Here is a 21929-nt window from a genome sequence, read left to right as displayed (position 1 = left end):
GGCGGCTCAGGAGATGTCGGCGAACATGGCCAGGGTCTCGGCCTCGGTCATGCGCTTGTGGTCGCCTGCCAGCGCGTAGGCGTCGGGCTTGCGGTCGACGAAGATTTCCTCGGTCAGGGTGATGCCGGAGGGATCGTCCAGCAGGCCAAGGCCCACATGCATGTCGCCCTGCATCGGGCCCGGTGCGGTGACCCGGTAGAAGAGGTTGGTGCCGCAGATCGTGCAGAAACAGCGCTCGGCCCAGTCGGACGAGGTGTAGGCGGTGATGTTGTCCGCGCCGGTGATCGTGGCATCGCCGGCCCTGACGTGCAGCCCCAGGTAGACGCCGCCGGACCATTTGCGGCACATCCCGCAATGGCAGGCCCCGGTGCTGTCGGGGGCGTTGGCGATGTCGACGGTCACGGCGCCGCACAGGCAGGTTCCGGATTTGTGCATGATGGATCTCCGCTCCAGTTCGATCGGCAGGATAGGAGACGGGTATGACAGCAAATGTCAGTATGGAAGTGGAAAATCGTTGCGCTGTCGCCCGGGGCGGGCAAGCCTGAGACGACATATCTGGGAGTTGTGCGATGTACGAAGTGATTGGATCGAAGGCCAGCCGGGCCTTCCGGGTGTTGTGGCTGCTGGAGGAGCTGGGCGTGGATTACGACCACACGCCCGCAGGGCCGCGCAGCGCCGAGGCGGTGGCGGCGAACCCGTCGGGCAAGATACCGGCGTTGCGGGTGGACGGGGCTGTGGTGACGGAGTCGGTGGCGATCATGACCTACCTGGCCGACCGGCACGGCGCGCTGACCCACAAGGCGGGCACGCTGGAGCGCGCGCGGCAGGACGCGCTGACGCACCAGATCCTCGATGACGTGGATTGTGCCCTGTGGATGGCGGCGCGGCATACCTTCGTGCTGCCCGAGGACAAGCGGGTGCCCGAGGTCAAGGAGACGCTGAAATGGGAGTACGAGGCCAATATCGCCCGGCTCTCCGAGGCGCTGGAGGGCCCGTTCCTGATGGGCGAGAAGATGACGGTGCCCGATATCCTGCTGGTGCATTGCCTGCGCTGGGCGGAGATCGCGAAGTTCCCCGAGCCTGGCGAGGTGCTGGCGGAGTATCGGACGCGGCTGGAAGCACGCGAGGCGTTCCGCAAGGTGGTGGAGATGGGGTGAGGCAGCCGCCGGTCGGAAGCGGTGAGTTTCGCCCAACCTACGGGGCCGGCGGCACGGCGTGGCGGTTGCAGGACCGTGAACCGCCGCCTTGCAGCCCGGGGGGGATGGGCGTAAGTGCGGGACATGCCCGGTTAGGGAAACCCGCGCCATGCAACTGTATCTGCCCATCGCCGAGGTCTCGGTCAACGGCCCGCTGCTGCTGTCGGTCGGCCTTGTCGTCGGGTTGCTGTCGGGCATTTTCGGCGTCGGCGGCGGGTTTCTGATCACGCCGCTCCTGTTCTTCATCGGGATTCCGCCGGCCGTCGCGGTCGCGACATCGGCCAACCAGATCGTCGCCTCGTCGTTTTCGGGGATCTTCGCGCATCTGCGACGCCGCACCGTCGATTTCCGCATGGGCAGCGCCTTGATGGCCGGGGGCCTCGCGGGGTCGACCGTGGGGGTCTATATTTTCAGCCTGCTGCGGCAGCTGGGGCAGGTCGATCTGCTGGTCAACCTGTTCTACGTGGTCTTTCTCGGGCTGATCGGGACGCTGATGTTCGTCGAAAGCCTGAAAGCCATTCGTCGCGCCAAGGTGCAGGGGCCGAAGCCACGCGCCCGCCGGACGCGGCGCGACTGGGTGCATTCGATGCCGCTGCGCGTGAGGTTCCGCACGTCGGGGCTGTACATCTCGGTCTTTCCGCCGCTGATCGTCGGGTTCTTCGTCGGCGTCCTGTCGGCGATCATGGGGGTCGGCGGCGGTTTCGTGGTGGTGCCGGCGATGATCTATATCCTTGGGATGCCGACGAAGGTGGTGATCGGCACGTCGCTGTTCCAGATCATCTTCGTGTCGGCCTACACGACGATGATGCACGCCTATACGACGCATACGGTGGATACGGTCCTGGCGGCACTGCTGATTGTCGGCGGCGTGGTCGGAGCGCAATTCGGCAGCATGATCGGGCAGGTCCTGAAAGCGGAACAGTTGCGCATCCTGCTGGCCCTGCTGGTGCTGGCCGTCGGTCTGAAGCTGGGTCTGGACCTGGTGCTGGAGCCGTCGAACGTGTTCTCGGTCGCCGGGGTGCGCGAGGGCTGAGCAATGTGCAGGCGCGGCTGGCCTATGGGCCGGCGGCCCCCGTCGCGAAGCGGGCGGCGGCGCGACCGGCCCAGAGGCCCGAGGCCAGGCAGGCGGTCAACAGATAACCGCCGGTTGGCGCTTCCCAGTCCAGCATTTCACCGGCGGCGAAGGTTCCGGGGCGGGATTTCAGCATCAGGTCGCCGGTGAGGGCGTCGAAGCGCAGGCCGCCGGCGGTCGAGATCGCCTCGTCCATGGGGCGCGGACCGGCGAGGGGGATCGGCAGCGCCTTGAGGACCGGGGCGAGGTCGTCGGGCAGGGGCCGGGCGCATTCGTTCAGCAGGGCCTGTTCCACAGGGGCGAGGCGCAGGGTCTTGCGCAGGTGGTTCGACAGGCTGGCCTTGCCGCGCGGACGCCCCTGGCGCTTTCGGAGCGCATCGAGCGACAGGTCCGGGCGCAGGTCGAGCGTGAGCGCCGCGCCTTCGCGCAGGGGGCGGGAAAGGGCGTAGAGCCCCCCGCCTTCGATACCCCTCGCGGACAGGACGATCTCGCCGCGCGAGATATGCGCTCCGGCATGAAGCGCGATGTTCTTCAGCGGCTGGCCGAAATGGCGCTGCATGTGGGCGGACCAGTCGACGGTGAAGCCCATGTTGGCGGGTTGGAACGGGGCGGTCTGGCCGGGCAGATGGGCCGCCCAGTGGCCGTCGGAGCCGAGACGCGCCCAGCTGGCGCCGCCACAGGCCAGCACGGTGACCGCGGGGGTCAGCTGGCGCGGGCCACCCGGCGTGTCGAACCCTGCGGCATCGCCATCCCAGCCGGTCCAGCGCCAGCGCCGGTGCAGTGTCACCCCCAGCCCTTCGAGGCGGGCGAGCCAGGCGCGCAGGAGCGGCGAGGCTTTCATGGCTGTGGGAAAAACGCGTCCGGTGGAGCCGGTGAAGGTAGGCTGCCCCAGCCCTTCGGCCCAGCGGATGACATCGTCCGGCCCGAAGGCGGCAAGCATCGGGCGCAGGTGCGGCGCGGCCTCGGCATAGGCGGCGAGGCAGGTTTCCGGGTCTTCGGCCTTGGTGAGGTTGAGGCCGGACTTGCCCGCCATGAGGAACTTGCGGGCCGGGGACGGCTTGGCCTCGGCCACGGTGACGGGCACGCCCGCCGAGGCCAGCGCGTCGGCGGCCATGAGGCCTGCCGGCCCTGCACCGATGACCAGCGCGCCCGTCATGGGGCGGGCGATGCCGCCGCGCCCGGGCCGCTGGGACGCATGACCTGCTGCGGGACGGAAATTTCGAAGTCATGCGCCTTGAGCGCGTTCCGGGTGGCAAGGAGCGCTTGCGGAGTGTGGCGGTTCCTGGCGTCGCTGATGGCGTGGCCCCGGTATTCGACGGCGATTTCGGAAGTCATTCGGCGCGTGGCCGGGCGTATCACGTCCTGTGGCTGGAAATGGGTGGCGGATCGCTGGGGCGGGGCCGGGCGCGGGCGCCGCGTGGCAAGCCACCCCAGCGTGAACGCCGCCACGAGGATCGCGCGTTGCGACCAGGCTGCCGGGCTGAGCGCCCATGTCAGCGCGATATCCGGACCCTGGTGCGCCTGGTCCATGCCCTGCGCGACGATCGCGGGCGAGTTGTCCCAATCCATGCCAGCCCCCTTGCCATTCTTCGTGGTGCGTCCATCCTCTTGCCTGTCGTGGACGAAAGATCAAGGAAAAGCCATGGACGACCCGGTGTGTCCGCTGTGCGGACGGCCCATCCCGCCAGAGGCTAGGCAGAGCCTGCACCACCTTGTACCCAAGCTGAAAGGCGGCAAGGGCGGGCCGGTCGTGCTGTTGCACCAGATCTGTCACAACGAGATCCACGCCACGCTGACCGAGGCCGAGCTGGCGCGAAGCTATGCCACGATCGAGGCGCTGCGGGCGCATCCGCGGCTGGAGAAGTTCATCCGCTGGGTGGCCAGGCGTCCGCCGGGATTTCATTCGAAAACGCCGGGGCGGCGTCGGACGCGTTGATCCTGCGCAATGCGAGGCGTGCCGAAATACGGTATGCTTGGCGCGGGAGGATCGCATCATGACCGTTGAGTACGAAGAAGACGCCGAAACGAAGACCGTCGAACTGACCGTGGCGGGAAAGGTCACGCGCGAGGATTACGACAGGATCGTGGACCGGATGCAGGGCTTTATCGACGCCCAGGGCACGGTGAAGCTGATCGAGGTGATCGAGAGTCTCGACGGGTTCGCGCCATCGGTGATCTGGCCGGGACTCAAGTTCGATTTCAGGAACCTGCGCCATATCAGCCATGTGGCGGTGGTGTCGGATATCGGTTGGATCGGGCCGGTGGCCAAGGCGGCGGGCGCGCTGATGTCGACCAAGCTGCGGACGTATGACCTGGACGACCTGGATGCGGCGCGGGAGTGGATCGCGTCAGAGTGACTTGACCATGCGCCGGGATGGGCCACTCTTGCGGGCGTGGTAACATGCGAGGGCAAGATGGATCCGACACGGCGGGACGTGATGGCGCTGGCCGGCGGGCTGGCCGGGGCGCAGGTGGTGCCGGGGCTGGCATGGGCCGGTGCGCCGGGGCACCGCCTGACCGCCGCGCCCGCCGAGGTGCAGCTGGCGCCCGGGGACTACCCGAAGACGCGGGTCTGGGCCTATGACGGGCGGGTGCCGGGCACGGTGCTGCGCCAGCGGCAGGGCGAGTTGTTCGAGGCGCGGCTGGTCAACGGGCTGGACCAGCCGACGACGGTGCATTGGCACGGCCTGCGCCTGCCCAACGCGATGGACGGCGTGCCGGGCATGACGCAGGCGGCGGTGCGCCCCGGCGAGAGTTTCGACTATCGTTTTGCCCTGCGAGACGCGGGCACGTTCTGGTATCACCCGCATGCCAATTCGCTGGAGCAGATCTCGCGGGGGCTGGCCGGGGTGCTGGTGGTGGACGAGGCCGAACCGCCCGAGGTGGATGCCGAGGAGGTCCTGGTGCTGGACGACTGGCGGCTGACCGAGGACGCGCAGTTGCATCCCGAGTTCGGCAACCGGCACGACATGTCCCATGCCGGGCGGCTGGGCAATTACATCACGGTCAATGGCGCGGGCGAGCTGCGGCGAAGCTATCCGCGGGGCACGCGGCTGCGGGTGCGGCTGGTGAACGCGGCGACGGCGCGTATCTTTCGGCTGGTGTTCCAGGGGATGGATGCGTGGGTGGTGGCGCTGGACGCGATGCCGCTTGAGGCGCCGGAGCGGATCGAGCAGGTCGAGATCGGACCGGCGCAGCGCGTCGACCTGATCGTGGATATCAGCGCAGAGACCGGCGAGGAGGCGATCATCGGATCGGTGGAGCGGGACGGCACCTATGCGACCGTGTCCGTGTCGGTCGCGGGCCTTGAGCAGGCGATGTGGGACGCGCCGCACGCCCTGCCGCCCAACGACCTGCCGACGCTGGCGCTGAAGGACGCGCGGCAGGTGCCGCTGGTCATGGAAGGCGGCGCGATGCGGGGCCTGCCGGAGCGCGTCCGGTGGCAGGGCAGCAAGCGCGAGGCGCGGGCGCTCTACGAGGCGGGGCAGTTCTGGGCCTTCAACGGGCAGGCGGGGATGGACCGGGCGCCGCTGATCGAGGCAGGCATGGGCGAGACGGTTCGGGTGCCGATGGAGAACCGGACGGCGTTTTCCCACGCGATGCACCTGCATGGGCAGCATTTCCGCGAAGTGCTGCCGGGTGGCGGTTTGGGGCCTTGGCGCGATACGCTGGTGATCCATCCAGACGAGCGCCGCGAGATCGCCTTTGTCGCCGAGAACCCGGGCGACTGGATGTTTCATTGTCACATGGCCGCGCACCAGATGTCGGGCATGATGAACTGGATCCGGATCGCGTAGGCGCCGTTTTCCGCGCGGAAAACGGGATAGAAAATACGTATCTTTTATCGCGGAATTTACTTAAATTCCGGCCCGCTCAGGAGCGGCAGAGATGCTTGATGCGCGCGGCGTGGTCCGGTGTCGCCGCAAGCGCATCGGTGGCGAGGTCGCGGGCGGTGGACAGCAGTGCGTCGGGCTCTGCAAGCCGGTCGAAGAGGCCCCAGTGCAGCGCGGTGTCGGTGTCGATCTTCTGGCCCGCCATCAGGATCATCTTGGCCCGCGACGGACCGATGAGCCGTGTCAGCCGCTCCGGATCCGAGGGTTGCGGCAGGAAGCCGAGTTTCATCACCGGGTAGAAGGCCCTGGTGCCGGGCACGGCGAGGCGCAGGTCGCAGGCCAGCACCATGCCCATGGCCCCGCCCGCGACGGTGCCATTGAGCGCGGCGATGGTGAGGCAGGGCAGTGCCGTGAGCGCACCCGACAGGCGCTCCCACACCGGGTCGGTGGGCAGGCCGGACTTGGCAGCCTCTAGGTCCATTCCCGCCGAGAACGCCTTGCCGCGGCCCGTCAGCACCAGCGCGCGGGCCTCGGTGGCGGTCTCGGCGATATCCGCCAGCTCGGTCAGCATCGCATGGGTCAGGGAATTGGCCTTGTCGGGCCGGTTGAGGGTGACGGTCCAGAAGCCATCGCCGGATTTGTCGAGCTCGATCATGTGAGGCCCACCGCGAGGCGGATATCCTCGTTGCGCAGGCTGATGTCCTGACCCAGCCAGCCATCGGCCTCGGGGGTGCACATCCACGCCAGCGCCCGCGCGGGCCAGTCGGGCGGGATATGGTCGGACCAGTCGAGCTGGGCCACTGGGTTCATGCCGCTGGCCTTGATCTGGTGCTGCATGTCGGTGGCCACGGTGCCGGGCGACAGACCCAGAACGCGGATCCCGTGATCGCGGTTTTCCTTGTCGGCGGCACGGGTGAGCATCAGTGCGGCGGCCTTGGAGGCGCAATAGTGGCTCCAGCCTTCGAGTGCGCTGGTGGCGGCACCGGAGCTTATGGTGATGATGGTGCCGGCCCTTGCCTCTTTCATCACCGGCAGGGCCGCGCGCATCCCGTGAAAGACGCCCTTGAGGTTGATGTCGATGACCTTGTCCCATGCGTCCGGGTCGACATCCGAAAGATGCGCGATGGGTTCGATCACGCCGGCGTTGCCGATGAGCACGTCCAGCCCGCCGAAACGGTCGGTGGCGGCGTTCACGGCGGCGGCGACGTCGTCATACCGGCTGACGTCGCAGGGCACCGCGAGGGCGCGGTCGCCGATGTCCGATGCGATCTCCTCGATTGCGTCGGTGCTGCGGGCGGCGAGCACCACGTTGGCGCCGAGCGCGGCGAAATGGCGGGCGGTTGCCGCGCCGATGCCGCGACTGGCGCCGGTGATGAGAACGGTCTTGTCTTTCATGGATTGAACCTTTCGCGCCGATATGGGTACAGATGCTCAAACGAGAGCTATCGCGCGGTGCGACCGAGGTCCAGCGCAAGACGGGAATAACCCCCCTTGACCACGCTTCCGCGAGGGCGGAAGCTGTGTGGGATCAAGGATTTCAACACGAAAGGATTCTTCATGAAACTGCTCGATATGACGGACCGTGCCAGGTTCGGAATGACGACGGCGATCGGCCTTGTCTTATCGGCGGGCGCGGCACAGGCGGATGTGACCGCGGCGGATGTTTGGGCGGACTGGAAAGGTTATCTTTCGGCGTCCGGCTATGAGGTGGCGGGCGACGAGAGCCAGTCGGGCGACACGCTGACCGTATCCGACGTGACGATGAAGATGGCGGTCCCGGAAGAGGACACGACCGTGTCGGTCAACCTGGGCGAGATGACCTTTACCGAGAACGGCGACGGCACGGTGTCGGTGGCCATGCCGGCGGAAATGCCGATGCAGGTGCGGGTCGCGTCGCCCGACGCCGAGGAGGTCTCGGTCGGTCTGCAATACAACACGACCGGTTTCGAGATGACCGCGTCCGGCGCGCCGAACGACCTGCTTTACAACTACAGCGCCAGCGAGATCGCGGTGATCGTCGATGATGTGACCGTCGAAGGCGAAAGCGTCGACCTGGGGACTGTGGAATTCCGCATCGCGGACGTCACGGGGACGACCACGATGCAGGTGGGCGAGATGCGGATCTCCGACCAGAAGATGAGCACGGGCCCTGTGAACTATACGATCGACGTGGCCGACCCCGAGGGCGGCACCGGCCAGTTCATGATCAAGGGCCAGTTCGCCGGCATGACGGTCGCGGCCGAAGGCGCCATGCCGCTGGAGATGGACCCCGCCGATTTCGCGGCGTCGATCAATGACGGTTTTTCCGCGGATGTGACGATGACCTATTCCGAGGGCTCGACGGAGTTCAAGGTCGTCGATCCGCCGCAAACCACGGAAGGCACGACCAAATCGGACGGGGGCAAGTTCACCGTCGCGATGGGCGCCGACGGACTGACCTATGACCTGTCGTCGAAGAACATGCAGCTCAACATGGCCGGCGGTGATATCCCGCTGCCGATCGAAGTCGCATTCGGCACGGCCGCGTTCAACCTGACCGCCCCCATCGCCAAGAGCGAGGAGGCGCAGGATTTCGCCATGGGCGTGACGCTGGGCGATTTCACGATGTCGGACATCATCTGGGGCATTTTCGACCCGGCGGGCGAACTGCCGCATGATCCTGCGACGATCGACTTGGACCTGACGGGGACGGCCAAGCTGTTCTTCGATCTTTTCGACCCTGAACAGATGGAAGCGGCGGAAACCGGCGAGCTTGGCGTGCCGGGCGAGTTGAACACGCTGGACATCAACACCCTGACGGTCAGTGCCGCCGGAGCCGAGTTGACCGGGGAGGGCGCGTTTACCTTCGACAATACCGATCTGGAAACCTTCAACGGGATGCCCGCGCCCGACGGTTCGGTCGACCTCAAGCTGACGGGCGCCAACGGTCTGCTGGACTCGCTGATCGCGATGGGGCTGGTGCCCGAAGAGCAGGCCATGGGCGTGCGCATGATGATGGGCATGTTCGCGGTTCCCGGCGAGGGCGAGGATGCGCTGACCTCGAAGATCGAGGTCAAGAGCGACGGCCAGATCCTGGCCAACGGACAGCGCCTGCGCTGATCCGGGCGACGCTTGAATACCATGCGGGGGGCCGGGCGATCCGGCCCTTTCGCGTTCGATCCTTACCGTTTGATGAAAGGTGATGCGATGCATGCCATCCGTATAGTTCCTGTTTTCCTTGGTGCCGCCGCGTGGCTGCCCGCCGCGGCGCAGGCCGATGTGACCGCCGACGACGTGGTGACCAACATGCTGGCCCCGGCCCGCGCATTCGGCTTCGAGGTGACCGCAGAGCCGGTGCGCGACGGCGACACGGTGCGCATCGACAGCATGGTGATGACCTATGCCCTGCCGCTGGAACTGGGCGAGGCACGGTTGACGACCAACGGCATGACCCTGACCGAGCAGGGCGATGGTAGCGTGGCGTTGCGGTATGCCGACGCGATGGAGATGCAGGTCGCGTTTTCGACGCCCGAAGAGGGCGAGTTGTTTTCCGCAACCGTGGTCTACGAGGGGTTCGACACGCCGACCATCGCCACGGGCACGCCGGGGCAGGTGGTCTACGAGGGCGCTTTTGACGGGGCGCGGTTCTCTCTGAGCGATTTTTCGGTAGAGGACGAAGACGAGGAATTCGACATCGCGGTCAGCGGCAGTGTCAGCGGGACGAGCCGCTACGAGATCACCGAAGGCGATATCGTGACAGTGGCGCTGTCGACCACCTCGGACAGCATGCAGTTCGACACAACGTTTTCGGATGCCACCGGAGCGGGATCCGAGGGGCGGCAGACGATGACGGGCGGCACTTCGGAACTGGAGCTGGCCATTCCGGCGGGCCAGGTGGACCTGCTGAACCTCGACGATGCGCTGCGGGCGGGTTTGAAGATGGTGGCAAAGACCGGCGGCATGCAGGTCGAGGGCACGACGGTCACGACCGCCGAGGAGGTCGAGATGCGCCAGACCACCAGCTACATGATGGAAAGCAACGACCTGACGCTCGGGGCTGACGGTCTGTCGCTGGTCGGTGCCTACACCGATTTTGCGTTCGAGTTGCAGATGCCGTCCGAGCTGCCGTTTCCCATCGCCGGCCAGATCGCGCGCAGCGAAGGTCACTTGAACCTGCCGGTGACCGAAACGGACGGCGCGGTGCCGGTCGCGATGCGGATGACGCTCGAGGACCTGACAATGGCCGAGGAGATCTGGGCGCTCTTCGATCCGGAGACGCAGCTGCCGCGGGATCCGATGACATTGGTGGTGGACATGTCGGGCGATGCGGCGCTGGCGCGCGAGCCGCTGGATATCATGCGGATGATGGAGGTTGGCCCGGACGAAGAGTCCCTGGGTCGCTTCGAGAGTGTGACGCTCAACGAGCTGCTGCTGAACGCCGTGGGCGCGCAGGTCACGGGCGAGGGCGCTTTCGAGATCGACAACGAGGATCGCGAGACCTTCCCGGGGATGCCGGCCCCGTCGGGCAGCATCGACCTGCAGGTGACCGGCGCCAACGGATTGCTGGACACGCTGGTGGCCATGGGCCTTTTGCCCGAGGAACAGGCGATGGGGACCCGGATGATGATGGGCATGTTCGGCACGCCGGGCGAGGGTGAGGACGTGATCAACTCGACCATAGAGGTGACCGAGGACGGGCAGGTTCTGGCCAACGGCCAGCGGATCCGCTGAGCGGATGGCCCTGCGCCCGATACTGCTGGCCGTGGCGCTTTCGGCGCCGCAGGTTGCGCTGGCGGACCTGACCGTCGAGGCGGCCTGGGAGGTCTGGACCACGCAGTTCGAGGCGCTGGGGCTTAAGTGGCAGGCCGAGACGAAGCGGGACGGCGCGGCGCTGGCGGTCGGGCCGATCTTCCTGACCCTGCGGGTTCCGGGCACGGCGCTGGATGTGAACCTGCAACTGCCCGGCCCGCGTTTCGTGCCGGACGGTCCGGAGATCGACGTTCGGTTGCCCGTGTCGGAGGCGATGCCGTTCAGCATGTCCACCGCCGAGGACGGCGCGGCAGGGTTCACCTCCTCCGGCGCGTTCGCGTGGCGGATGGAGGATGTCACCGTGCTGATGCGCGAGACGGAGGCCGGCATCGAAACGCGCTGGCGGGGGCAAAGCTTCGAGATCGCCCTGACCGAGTTCGGTCTGTTCGGAACGCCCTATCCCGCCGCGTACCGCTATCTGCAATCGGGATTCGATATCACGCAGAAGAGCGATATCAGGGATGGCTGGCTGGACTTCACGCGCCGGGGCGAGGCCGAGCGGGTTCTGGTCGAATACGGTTATGGAGACGAGACCACCGCCGAGGGCCTGGTCGGCGCGCTGGACCGGCATGCGGTGGAGACCGTGACCGAACTGCGCCTGCCGCCGGAAGGTCCGGTCCTGCAGAGCCTGTCCGAGCAGGCGGCGGATGGCATGGCGTTTCGGCATACAATGTCTGCCGAGCGCGGGATCGACAGCGACAAGGATTGGCTGAACGGCGCGCTGATTGCCACCAGCCAGACCGACTGGAGCGAGATCAAGGGCGACTTCGCGCTGGATCAGGAGGGGTTGCGTATCGTTTCCGGTGCGCAGCAGACGGCGATGCAGCTGACGGACGAAACGCTTGGTGTGAATTTCGATATCGAGGCGTCGCGGGTGCTGCTGGACCTGGTCCTGCCGGTATTGCGGGACGTCGCTCCGCAGGACTTCGCGCTGCGGTTCGAACTGGACGGGCTGGCCATGTCCGAAGAGAGCTGGGCGCAGTTCTTCATGGCCGAGGATTTTCCGCGCCAGGCCGCCGATGTGGCGGTCGACCTGGGCGGTGAGGTGATCCTGGTGGAAACCCTGTTCGACTTGGACGCGATGAGTGCCGCGTTCGGCGGCGCTCTGCCGTTTTTTGTCGAAACGCTCGATCTTAGGGCGCTGGGGCTGCGGTTGCCGGAGGCGGAGGTGACGGGCAGCGGCGTGTTCCGCTTCGATCACATGGATTACGAGACGCTGGACGGGTTTCCGGCGACAGAGGGCCGTGCCGTCTTCGACGTGACCGGAGCGCAGGCGCTGCTTGACAGGTTGGTGTCGGCAAAGGTTCTGACGACCGAGGATGCGATGTCGGCGCGGATGATGCTGGGGATGTTCACGCGCCCCGTCGAGGGGCAGGACGAAACCGCCCGTTCGGAGGTCGAGATCACCGCCGACGGCCAGGTTCTGGTGAACGGGCAGCGGATGCGCTGAGCGGGGGGCTTGCCTTGCGCCTGTTCCGGCGTCGCAGTACATCGAACCCGAGCCGATCCCCCGACGCCGCGCCTTGCGATGCCTGACCAGGAGAACTTCATGCCTCTCGACCCCCAGACCCTGACCGAAGCGCTGCTCTCTGCCGCCCGCAAGGCCGGGGCCGAGGCGGCGGATGCCGTGGCGGTGGAAACGCGCGCACAGAGCATCAATGTCCGGGCGGGCACGCTGGAACAGGCGGAGCGGTCTGAAAGTATCGAGGTTGGGCTGCGGGTTCTCATCGGTCAGCGGCAGGCCTGTGTGGGCGCGTCGGACACGCGGGAAGAAACGCTCGCGATGTTGGCGGAACGCGCGGTGGCGATGGCCCGCGAAGCGCCCGAAGACGCCTATGCCGGGCTTGCTGCGCCCGAGCAACTGGCGCGGGACTGGGATGTGGCGGCGCTGGAGCTGCACGATCCGGGGCCCGAACCCGCGGCGCCCGACATGCAGGAGGCAGCCCTTGCGCTGGAGTCGGCGGCGATGGGCGTCGAGGGTGTGAGCCAGGTGCAGGCCGCGGCCGATCACGAGGTGGAGCGGATGCACATGGCGGCCACCAACGGTTTTTCCGGCGGGTTCACCAGCAGCGCCCGCAGCCTGAGCGCGGTGGCCATTGCCGGGCAGGGCACGGGGATGCAGCGCGACTATGACGCGGACACGCGCGTGTTCGCCGCCGACCTGCGGACGCCCGAGGAGATCGGGACGCGGGCGGGGGAACGCGCCGCTTCGATGCTGGACGCAAAGAAGCCTTATACCGGCTCTTATCCCGTGCTGTTCGACGAGCGTGTGGCGTCGACGCTGATCGGGCACCTTCTGTCTGCGATCAATGGCGGGTCGGTGTCGCGGGGCGCGTCGTGGCTGATGAACCGGATGGGCGAGCCCGTGCTTCCCGAGGCGCTGTCGCTGATCGACGACCCGCTGCGCCCGCGCGCGCTTGGATCGCAGCCTTTCGATGCCGAGGGCCTGCCGGTGGCAAAGCGTGCCCTGGTCGAGAACGGTGTGCTGACGTCGTGGATCCTGGACCTCTCCACGGGGCGCAAGCTGGGACTGCCGTCCACGGGGCATGCAAGGCGGGCGCCGTCCTCGGTGCCGTCGCCGCTGTCGACGAACGTGGCGCTGACGCAGGGCGACAAGAGCCGCGAGGACCTGATGGCCGAGATGGGCACGGGCCTGCTGGTCACATCGATGATCGGTTCGACGATCAATCCCAACACCGGCGATTATTCGCGCGGGGCGTCGGGGTTCTGGATCGAGAACGGCGAGATCGCCTTTCCGGTGAACGAATGCACCATCGCGGGCAGCCTGCCGGATATGCTGCGCGGGATCATCCCGGCCAATGACGCGCGGCCCTGGAAATCGCGCGTCGTGCCGTCGCTGCTGGTCGAAGGACTGACCCTTGCCGGCAACTGAGCTGGATCTTCTGATCGCGGCGGCGCGGGCGGCGGGCGAGGTGGCCTGTCGCTATACCGGGCCCGAGGCGCGGGTCTGGGACAAGCCGGGCGGCGCCGGGCCGGTGACCGAGGCCGACCTGGCGGTGAACGAGGTGCTGTTCGAGCATCTGCGCGGCGCGCGGCCCGACTATGGCTGGCTGTCGGAGGAAAGCGCCGACACACCCGAGCGGCTGTCGCGCGAGCGGGTCTTCATCGTCGACCCCATCGACGGCACGCGTAGTTTCATCGAAGGCACGCGGACCTGGGCGCATGCCCTGGCTGTGGTCGAGCGGGGCGAGGTCTTGGCGGGCGTGGTCTACCTGCCGATGCGCGACATGATGTATGCCGCCGGCGCCGGGCAGGGGGCGACGCTCAACGGCGAACGCCTGAAGGTGAGCGATGCGGCAGAACTGGACGGCAGCAGCATGTTGGCGGCGAAACCGAATTTCGACGCGCGGCACTGGCGGGCCGGCCAGCCGCCCGAGATGGATCGCGGGTTCCGCCCGTCGCTGGCCTATCGGCTGGCGCTGGTGGCCGAAGGACGGTTCGACGCGATGATGACCCTGCGCGGCGCGTGGGAGTGGGACATCGCCGCGGGCGATTTGATCCTGCGGGAGGCCGGCGCGGTGACGTCGGACCGCGAAGGACGGCCGCTGCGGTTCAACAACCCGATGCCGAAGCTGGACGGTGTTCTGGCCGCCAACCCGGCGGTGCATGGCGCGCTGCTGGAGGCGCTGGCGCCCGGGGCGGCGATCTGATCCGATTGTGCGGCTGCGCCGCGCAGGATTGGTTTTGTTCGAGTACTTTCGGAACGATGAAAACCGGTCTCAGCGACAGATTGGCGCGTCTTATCCGTGGCGGTAGAAGCGCGCGCAGCCCCGCCTAGATAACCGTTTCCAGAAGGGAGACGGGATATGGACGGACAGACGATAGAACAGGACGCGCGCAGTGCGGAATATCTGCGGCAGAGGGAGATCTTCGAGCGCAGCATGGCAGAGTTGCAGACGGAGCGGCGCAGGCGGGAGGCCAGCGGGTACGCGGTGATGGCAATGGCCTACAGCCTTGAAGGGGCCACGCGGAAAGAGACCCGGTTGGGCAAGGTCGTGACCTTCGCGACATACACGCTTGTCACCTTTGTGGCGGTTCTGCCGAACCTGGCGATGATCCTGATGCTGGCGGGCTGACGCGCTTGTCGCTTGTACCGGGTGCGGCGCCGGTCTAGAGCCGGGGCATGACCCGTTCCGACAACCTGACCGGCGCCCTGCTGATGATGGCGTCGATGGCGTGCTTCACGTTCAACGACACCGCGATGAAGGCGATGGCGGGGGACGTGCCGCTGTTCCAGTTGCTGCTGCTGCGGGGGTTGATCACAACCGTGCTGGTGGCTGCAATCGCGTGGCGCATGGGCGCGTTGCGCGCCCGCATGCCGCGCCGGGACTGGGGGCTGATGGCGCTGCGCACGGCGGCCGAGGTGGGTGCGGCCTATTTCTTTCTGACGGCGCTCTTCAACATGCCGCTGGCCAACGTGACGGCCATATTGCAGGCGCTGCCGCTGACGATCACGCTGGCCGCGGCGCTGTTTCTGCGCGAGCCGGTGGGCTGGCGGCGGATGGTGGCGATCCTTGTGGGCTTTGCCGGCGTGCTGATGATCGTGCGGCCCGGGACCGACGACTTCAACTTCTATGCGGTTTACGCGCTTTTGGCGGTGGGCTGTGTCACGGTGCGGGACCTGTCGACGCGGCGGTTGTCGAAGGACACGCCGTCAATGTTCGTGACGTTGCTGACATCGGTCGCGACGATGACGATCTTCGGGCTCTTGAGCCTCGGCGTGGACTGGGCGCCGATGGGCGTACTAGAGGCCGGACTGGTGGGGACCGCCTCGCTGCTCATCATCGGCGGGTATCTCTTTTCCATCATGGTGATGCGGGTGGGCGAGATCAGTTTCGTGGCCCCGTTCCGCTATACCGGCCTGCTGTGGGCGATGCTGCTGGGCTTCGTGGTGTTTGGCGAGTGGCCCGCGACGCTGACATTGCTGGGTGCTGCGATCGTGGTCGGCAGCGGTCTGTTCACCCTTTACCGGGAGTCGCAACTGGGGCGGAAAAGGCCGCTTGCACAGCCGCCTCGTCGACATTGAAACGCTCCTTGAAGAAGGCGCGCTGGTCGTCGGTGAGGGGTGCGAGGCCCTTGGTGGTGGTGCGCGCATAGCTGTCGTTGTCGTCGTGCAGGGCGCGCAGGTACATGTGGGTCTCGGGTTCGATCAGGGTCGGCATGGTGTGATGCAGCTTGTGATGGCCGTAGTTCATCACTGTCCTGGGGTCGCCGGGGCGGAAGAGCACAGCCAGACCGCAGGCCAGGAACTGTCCCTGGATTTCCTGCGCCAGGATGCCATCGGGCGTCAGCTTGACGGAGTAGCCGCGGGAATACTCGATCACCATGTTGCGCCACCCGGCGCTGAGTTTGCCGGCCAGCCGCGCGGTGCGGCGGATGCCGCGGATGAAGTTGATGCCGACGGCGTCGTCATCGTCGAGCCGGAACTGGAGCGACATATCGTCGTCGCCTTGCGCAAGCTCGTGCTGGATGGCCAGTTGCATGGCGGTGCGGTGCTTCATCGGTTCGGCGGTGACGATCTTGATGGCCTCGACCGGGGCGCAGATGTCGTTGAGCCGGTCCCAGAAAGGCTTCGGCATCCGCTCGCCGGTGAGGACGATGAAGGTGAAGCGCTTGTCCTTCTGTGCGGCGATGGAGGGCAGGGTGAGCGTTTCGAAATGCCGGAAGCGCAATTCCATGCGCTCGGGGGCATAGAGATAGGCCTCGCGTTCCTCCACCGTGTCGTGCATTCGCTTGAAGCCGCCAAGCGCGGGGTAGGAAAAGCGGCATATACCGATTGCGCGCATGGGGCGGGTACCTTTGGACCAAAATCAGCGCGAGAATTACAAATGAGCATGGCGCGAACAAGGCCAAAGAAAGAGAGGTGCTGATGGGACCGGACGCGAGAGGAAACATGGTGCGCTATCATTTCGTAGACCCGACCGCGCCTGTCGCGCTGCCCCGGATTGATCCGCCCTACAAATGCGTGGTGCTGATCGAGCGGCAGGTTTCTGCGGAGGCGCGGTGGCAGGTCAGCAAGGACCTGGTGGCGACGGGTTGTCGGTACATGCTTGCCTGGGGGCTGGATTGCAGCCTTTGGGACGACAGCGTGGACATGGCCAGCCTGGAGCAATTCGGGTACGACGACGTCCTTCCCGAGCATTTCGTGATGACGACATGGCATAGCGACGAGACATTGCGCGAGGTGTTGCACTTTGCCAAGTGGCATGCCACGCAGTCCTACGACGATGTCGCACTCGATCGCTGCATGATCCTCGATTTTTCCGCCGCCCCGCGCGAGCCGGAAATTCGCGCTCTCTATGCCGCGGACGAGCGCTGAGGAAACCCGGCGCTTGGCGGTGCTCAACGTATATCCGCGGGGCTGTTGACAGGCGTCCCGACTCCCCCTATACGCCGCTCATCTCGACGTCGGGGGTCGCCCCGTGTGTCGAACTCAAAATTCTAGTGGACAAGATCCGGGCCGTTTGAGTGCCCCGATCCTCTGGGAACCCGCCGCGTCGTTTACCTCGGAATGGAAACGATTGCGGTATTTGCGCATTGCGGACGCGTGATGTGCGGAAAGAACTGAAACCGCGCGGGGGTGACCCGGTGCAAACACATGTGTTGAAAGACGGGAAAGAGACCCTATGCCAACGATCCAACAGCTGATCCGCAAGCCGCGGCAGCCGAAAACAAGAAGCCAGAAGTCGATGCACCTGCAAGGGTGCCCGCAGAAGCGCGGCGTTTGCACGCGCGTCTACACCACCACGCCCAAGAAGCCGAACTCGGCCATGCGGAAGGTTGCCAAGGTGCGCCTGACCAATGGCTTCGAGGTCATCAGCTATATCCCCGGCGAAAGCCACAACCTGCAGGAACACTCGGTGGTCCTGATCCGTGGCGGCCGTGTGAAAGACCTTCCCGGTGTGCGTTACCACATCCTGCGCGGTGTGCTTGATACCCAAGGCGTCAAGGACCGCAAGCAGCGTCGTTCGAAATACGGCGCCAAGCGTCCCAAGTAAGAGGAATTTCAGATGTCTCGTCGTCACGCCGCTGAAAAACGTGAAATCCTGCCCGACGCCAAGTATGGCGACCGGGTTCTGACCAAGTTCATGAACAACCTGATGATCGACGGCAAGAAGTCGGTCGCGGAGAAAATCGTCTACAACGCGCTGGATCGCGTCGAAGACAAGGTCAAGCGCGCCCCCGTGGAGATCTTCCACGAAGCGCTGGACAACATCAAACCGTCGGTCGAGGTCCGCTCGCGCCGTGTCGGTGGTGCCACCTACCAGGTTCCGGTCGAGGTTCGCCCCGAGCGCCGCGAGGCTCTGGCGATCCGCTGGCTGATCACCGCCTGCCGTGGCCGCAACGAGAACACGATGGAAGAGCGCCTGGCAGGCGAGCTTCTGGATGCCGTGAACTCGCGCGGGACCGCCGTCAAGAAACGTGAAGACACCCACAAGATGGCCGAGGCGAACAAAGCCTTCAGCCATTACCGCTGGTAAAACCCTAGAGGCATTTGCATCATGGCACGCGATTATCCGCTCGAACGCTACCGCAACTTCGGCATCATGGCCCATATCGACGCAGGCAAGACCACCTGCTCGGAACGGATCCTGTTTTACACCGGCAAGTCCCACAACATCGGTGAGGTGCACGATGGTGCGGCCACGATGGACTGGATGGAGCAGGAGCAGGAACGCGGCATCACCATCACGTCGGCGGCCACCACCACCTTCTGGCAGTGGCAGGAAGACCCGACGAAAGAGGGGACCGACGACACCAAGTTCCGCATGAACATCATCGACACGCCCGGCCACGTCGACTTCACCATCGAAGTCGAGCGTTCGCTGGCCGTGCTTGACGGCGCCATCTGCGTTCTGGACGCCAACGCGGGCGTCGAGCCCCAGACCGAGACTGTCTGGCGCCAGGCCGACCGCTACAAGGTGCCGCGCATCGTGTTCGTCAACAAGATGGACAAGATCGGTGCCGACTTCTTCAACTGCGTCGAGATGATCGAGGCCCGGACCGGCGCCAAGGCCGTTCCGATTGCCATGCCGATCGGTGCCGAGAACGAGCTGGAAGGTATCATCGACCTGGTGACCATGGAAGAGTGGACCTGGAAAGGCGAGGATCTGGGCGCGTCCTGGACCCGTCAGCCCATTCGCGACGACCTCAAGCAACTGGCCGACGACTGGCGCGCCAAGCTGATCGAGAACGCCGTCGAAATGGACGACGACGCGATGATGGAATACCTGGAAGGCAACGAGCCCGACGTGCCGACCCTGCGGAAACTGATCCGCAAGGGTACGCTGTCGCTGAGCTTCGTGCCGGTTCTGGGCGGTTCCGCGTTCAAGAACAAGGGTGTGCAGCCGCTGCTGAACGCGGTGGTCGACTACCTGCCGAGCCCGCTCGACGTTGTGGATTACATGGGCTTTGCCCCCGATGACGAGACCGAGACCCGCAACATCGCCCGCCGCGCGGACGATTCCATGCCGTTCTCGGGCCTGGCGTTCAAGATCATGAACGACCCGTTCGTCGGCTCGCTGACCTTCACGCGCATCTACTCGGGCGTGCTGAACAAGGGCGACACCGTCCAGAACTCGACCAAGGGCAAGAAAGAGCGCATCGGCCGCATGATGATGATGCACTCGAACAACCGCGAAGAGATCGAAGAGGCATTTGCCGGCGACATCATCGCGCTGGCCGGTCTGAAGGACACCACCACGGGTGACACGCTGTGCGACCCGAAAGAGCAGGTGGTTCTGGAAACCATGACCTTCCCCGATCCGGTGATCGAGATCGCGGTGGAGCCGAAGACCAAGAACGACCAGGAGAAGATGAGCCAGGGTCTGGCCCGTCTGGCCGCCGAGGACCCGTCCTTCCGCGTCGAGACCGACATCGAGAGCGGTCAGACCATCATGAAGGGCATGGGCGAACTTCACCTCGACATTCTGGTCGACCGCCTGAAGCGCGAGTTCAAGGTCGAAGCCAACATCGGTGCGCCGCAGGTGGCCTATCGTGAGACCATCAGCCACGAGATCGAGCATACCTACACCCACAAGAAACAGTCGGGTGGGTCGGGTCAGTTCGCCGAAGTAAAGCTGATCATCTCGCCGACCGAGCCGGGCGAAGGCTATTCGTTCGAGAGCCGCATCGTCGGTGGTGCCGTGCCGAAGGAATACATTCCGGGCGTCGAAAAGGGCATCGAGAGCGTCATGGACAGCGGTCCGCTGGCCGGCTTCCCGGTGATCGACTTCAAGGTCGCGCTGATCGACGGCAAGTTCCACGACGTGGACTCGTCCGTGATGGCGTTCGAGATCGCGGCACGGATGGGCATGCGCGAAGGTCTGCGCAAGGCCGGCGCCAAGCTGCTGGAACCCGTCATGAAGGTCGAAGTGATCTCGCCGGAGGAATATACCGGCAACGTGATCGGCGACCTGACCTCGCGTCGCGGGCAGGTGTCGGGCCAGGAGCCGCGCGGCAACGCCATCGCGATCGCCGCGAACGTTCCGCTGGCCAACATGTTCGGCTACATCAACACGCTGCGTTCGATGTCGTCGGGCCGCGCCCAGTTCACCATGCAGTTCTCGCATTACGAACCCGTTCCGTCGAACATCTCGGAAGAGATCCAGGCGAAATACGCATAACCCGGGTGGCGGGGTGAACCCCGCCCTACCCATCACCGTAGGGTGGGTAAAAACCCACCATCCGCAAAAGAACAGGAGGCCATCATGGCAAAGGAAAAGTTTGACCGTTCGAAACCGCACGTGAACATCGGGACCGTTGGTCACGTTGACCACGGCAAGACGACGCTGACGGCGGCGATCACGAAGTATTTCGGTGACTTCCGCGCGTATGACCAGATCGACGGTGCGCCGGAAGAGAAAGCGCGCGGGATCACGATCTCGACCGCGCACGTGGAATACGAGACCGATGCGCGGCACTATGCCCACGTCGACTGCCCCGGCCACGCCGACTACGTCAAGAACATGATCACGGGTGCGGCGCAGATGGACGGCGCGATCCTGGTGGTGAACGCCGCCGACGGCCCGATGCCGCAGACCCGCGAGCACATCCTGCTGGCGCGCCAGGTGGGCGTGCCCGCGCTGGTGGTGTTCCTCAACAAGGTCGACCAGGTCGACGACGAGGAACTGCTGGAACTGGTGGAAATGGAAGTGCGCGAGCTTCTGAGCTCGTACGAGTTCCCCGGCGACGACATTCCGATCATCGCGGGCTCGGCGCTTGCGGCGATGGAAGGGCGTGACCCGGAGATCGGCGAGAACAAGATCCGCGAGCTGATGGCGGCTGTGGACGAGTACATCCCGACGCCCGAGCGCGCCGTGGACCAGCCGTTCCTGATGCCGGTCGAGGACGTGTTCTCGATCTCGGGCCGCGGCACGGTTGCCACCGGCCGGATCGAGCGTGGCCTGATCAAGGTCGGCGAAGAGATGGAGATCGTGGGCCTGAACAAGAACAAGAAGACGACCTGCACGGGCGTCGAGATGTTCCGCAAGCTTCTGGACCAGGGCGAGGCCGGCGACAACGTGGGTCTTCTGCTGCGCGGGATCGAGCGTGACGGTGTGGAGCGCGGCCAGGTGCTGTGCAAGCCCGGCTCGGTGAACCCGCACACCAAGTTCGAGGCCGAGGCGTACATCCTGACGAAGGAAGAGGGTGGCCGTCACACGCCGTTCTTCGCCAACTACCGTCCGCAGTTCTACTTCCGCACGACGGACGTGACGGGCACGGTGACGCTGCCGTCGGGCACCGAGATGGTGATGCCGGGCGACAACCTGAAGTTCGAGGTCGAGCTGATCGCGCCGATCGCGATGGAAGACGGCCTGCGCTTCGCCATCCGCGAAGGCGGCCGCACCGTCGGCGCCGGCGTGGTGTCCAAGATCCTCGAGTGATCTGACGCGGCGCGTCATCCCGGGCCGCGGTCCGGGGTGATCCAGAATTTCCGGGTGCTGACTGCGGTCGGCACCCGGCCCCACTTTGGGCGCGATGAAGGGCGGCAATTCCGCTTCTCTTCCTCTCCGCTGG

23 protein-coding genes are annotated in these 21929 nt (G+C 65.8%); 17 read left to right on the top strand and 6 right to left on the bottom strand.

The genetic code is table 11. The annotated features are described in order from the left end of the window. Positions 1-6: 6 nt before the first annotated feature. The gene (locus ACQY4V_RS13340) at positions 7-435 is read right to left on the bottom strand and encodes a GFA family protein (RefSeq protein WP_428512417.1); all 429 of its coding nucleotides are present in this window, start codon (positions 433-435) and stop codon (positions 7-9) included. 134 nt (positions 436-569) lie between these two features. On the opposite strand from ACQY4V_RS13340, the gene ACQY4V_RS13335 reads away from it, so the two are divergent. Beyond that, the gene (locus ACQY4V_RS13335) at positions 570-1157 is read left to right on the top strand and encodes a glutathione S-transferase family protein (protein ID WP_428512415.1); all 588 of its coding nucleotides are present in this window, start codon (positions 570-572) and stop codon (positions 1155-1157) included. 148 nt (positions 1158-1305) lie between these two features. After that, positions 1306-2229: a sulfite exporter TauE/SafE family protein gene (locus ACQY4V_RS13330; protein WP_428512413.1), complete on the top strand. Its 924-nt coding sequence runs from the start codon at positions 1306-1308 to the stop codon at positions 2227-2229. Positions 2230-2251: 22 nt separating this feature from the next. On the opposite strand, the gene ACQY4V_RS13325 is transcribed toward ACQY4V_RS13330, so the two are convergent. After that, entirely contained in the window at positions 2252-3424 is a 1173-nt protein-coding gene (locus ACQY4V_RS13325) for a TIGR03862 family flavoprotein (RefSeq protein WP_428512411.1), read from the bottom strand. Beyond that, on the bottom strand, positions 3421-3837 hold the full coding sequence (locus tag ACQY4V_RS13320; RefSeq protein WP_428512409.1) for a hypothetical protein: 417 nt from the start codon (positions 3835-3837) through the stop codon (positions 3421-3423). Before ACQY4V_RS13320 ends, ACQY4V_RS13325 begins: the two co-directional genes overlap by 4 nt. A gap of 73 nt (positions 3838-3910) precedes the next feature. Here ACQY4V_RS13320 and ACQY4V_RS13315 point away from each other — a divergent pair, with 73 nt between their 5' ends. The 3 genes from ACQY4V_RS13315 to ACQY4V_RS13305 are packed head-to-tail and all read left to right on the top strand — an operon-like array spanning position 3911 to position 6065. Further along, positions 3911-4204: an HNH endonuclease gene (locus ACQY4V_RS13315; RefSeq protein WP_420556761.1), complete on the top strand. Its 294-nt coding sequence runs from the start codon at positions 3911-3913 to the stop codon at positions 4202-4204. Between the two features lie 58 nt (positions 4205-4262). Continuing rightward, on the top strand, positions 4263-4625 hold the full coding sequence (locus ACQY4V_RS13310; RefSeq protein WP_420556760.1) for an STAS/SEC14 domain-containing protein: 363 nt from the start codon (positions 4263-4265) through the stop codon (positions 4623-4625). 36 nt (positions 4626-4661) lie between these two features. Further along, positions 4662-6065 (top strand): multicopper oxidase family protein, encoded by a 1404-nt coding sequence (locus tag ACQY4V_RS13305; protein WP_428512406.1) that lies wholly within the window; start codon positions 4662-4664, stop codon positions 6063-6065. A gap of 76 nt (positions 6066-6141) precedes the next feature. Here ACQY4V_RS13305 and ACQY4V_RS13300 read toward each other — a convergent pair whose 3' ends face one another. Beyond that, a complete protein-coding gene (locus ACQY4V_RS13300) occupies positions 6142-6756 on the bottom strand; it encodes an enoyl-CoA hydratase/isomerase family protein (RefSeq protein ID WP_428512404.1) in 615 nt (204 codons plus the stop codon). Further along, positions 6753-7496, bottom strand: a complete 744-nt coding sequence (locus tag ACQY4V_RS13295; RefSeq protein ID WP_428512402.1) for an SDR family oxidoreductase — start codon at positions 7494-7496, stop codon at positions 6753-6755. Before ACQY4V_RS13295 ends, ACQY4V_RS13300 begins: the two co-directional genes overlap by 4 nt. 162 nt (positions 7497-7658) lie before the next feature. Here ACQY4V_RS13295 and ACQY4V_RS13290 point away from each other — a divergent pair, with 162 nt between their 5' ends. The 7 genes from ACQY4V_RS13290 (at position 7659) to ACQY4V_RS13260 (ending at position 15936) form a co-directional block, all read left to right on the top strand. Continuing rightward, the gene (locus tag ACQY4V_RS13290) at positions 7659-9200 is read left to right on the top strand and encodes a DUF2125 domain-containing protein (RefSeq protein WP_428512400.1); all 1542 of its coding nucleotides are present in this window, start codon (positions 7659-7661) and stop codon (positions 9198-9200) included. Positions 9201-9287: 87 nt separating this feature from the next. Then, on the top strand, positions 9288-10811 hold the full coding sequence (locus tag ACQY4V_RS13285) for a hypothetical protein (protein WP_428512398.1): 1524 nt from the start codon (positions 9288-9290) through the stop codon (positions 10809-10811). Between the two features lie 4 nt (positions 10812-10815). Then, positions 10816-12339: a DUF2125 domain-containing protein gene (locus ACQY4V_RS13280; RefSeq protein WP_428512396.1), complete on the top strand. Its 1524-nt coding sequence runs from the start codon at positions 10816-10818 to the stop codon at positions 12337-12339. 99 nt (positions 12340-12438) lie between these two features. Continuing rightward, on the top strand, positions 12439-13782 hold the full coding sequence (locus ACQY4V_RS13275) for a TldD/PmbA family protein (RefSeq protein ID WP_428512394.1): 1344 nt from the start codon (positions 12439-12441) through the stop codon (positions 13780-13782). Then, positions 13769-14560: an inositol monophosphatase family protein gene (locus tag ACQY4V_RS13270; RefSeq protein WP_428512392.1), complete on the top strand. Its 792-nt coding sequence runs from the start codon at positions 13769-13771 to the stop codon at positions 14558-14560. Before ACQY4V_RS13275 ends, ACQY4V_RS13270 begins: the two co-directional genes overlap by 14 nt. 156 nt (positions 14561-14716) lie before the next feature. Then, complete coding sequence (locus tag ACQY4V_RS13265) at positions 14717-14986, top strand: hypothetical protein (protein WP_428512390.1); 270 nt, start codon at positions 14717-14719, stop codon at positions 14984-14986. A gap of 47 nt (positions 14987-15033) precedes the next feature. Further along, positions 15034-15936: a DMT family transporter gene (locus ACQY4V_RS13260; protein ID WP_428512388.1), complete on the top strand. Its 903-nt coding sequence runs from the start codon at positions 15034-15036 to the stop codon at positions 15934-15936. Here the strand turns inward: ACQY4V_RS13260 and ACQY4V_RS13255 are convergent. After that, on the bottom strand, positions 15869-16696 hold the full coding sequence (locus ACQY4V_RS13255; RefSeq protein ID WP_428512386.1) for a glycosyltransferase: 828 nt from the start codon (positions 16694-16696) through the stop codon (positions 15869-15871). The genes ACQY4V_RS13260 and ACQY4V_RS13255 overlap by 68 nt on opposite strands. A gap of 83 nt (positions 16697-16779) precedes the next feature. Here ACQY4V_RS13255 and ACQY4V_RS13250 point away from each other — a divergent pair, with 83 nt between their 5' ends. The 5 genes from ACQY4V_RS13250 (at position 16780) to tuf (ending at position 21796) form a co-directional block, all read left to right on the top strand. Continuing rightward, on the top strand, positions 16780-17229 hold the full coding sequence (locus ACQY4V_RS13250; protein ID WP_428512384.1) for a DUF7684 family protein: 450 nt from the start codon (positions 16780-16782) through the stop codon (positions 17227-17229). A 307-nt stretch (positions 17230-17536) separates the two neighbouring features. Then, positions 17537-17908 carry a 30S ribosomal protein S12 gene (gene rpsL, locus ACQY4V_RS13245; RefSeq protein ID WP_103762132.1) on the top strand — a complete coding sequence of 124 codons (372 nt, stop codon included), beginning with the start codon at positions 17537-17539 and terminating at the stop codon, positions 17906-17908. A 12-nt stretch (positions 17909-17920) separates the two neighbouring features. Beyond that, a complete protein-coding gene (rpsG, locus tag ACQY4V_RS13240; RefSeq protein ID WP_057796812.1) occupies positions 17921-18391 on the top strand; it encodes a 30S ribosomal protein S7 in 471 nt (156 codons plus the stop codon). A 21-nt stretch (positions 18392-18412) separates the two neighbouring features. Beyond that, on the top strand, positions 18413-20536 hold the full coding sequence (gene fusA / locus ACQY4V_RS13235; protein WP_428512381.1) for an elongation factor G: 2124 nt from the start codon (positions 18413-18415) through the stop codon (positions 20534-20536). Positions 20537-20620: 84 nt separating this feature from the next. After that, entirely contained in the window at positions 20621-21796 is a 1176-nt protein-coding gene (gene tuf, locus ACQY4V_RS13230) for an elongation factor Tu (RefSeq protein WP_428512379.1), read from the top strand. Positions 21797-21929: the final 133 nt, after the last annotated feature.

This window comes from Roseovarius sp. (assembly GCF_965277045.1).
GTDB lineage: Bacteria > Pseudomonadota > Alphaproteobacteria > Rhodobacterales > Rhodobacteraceae > Roseovarius.
The sequence above is the reverse complement of the archived record's forward strand: the minus strand, read 5'-3'. Positions and strand labels throughout refer to the sequence as shown.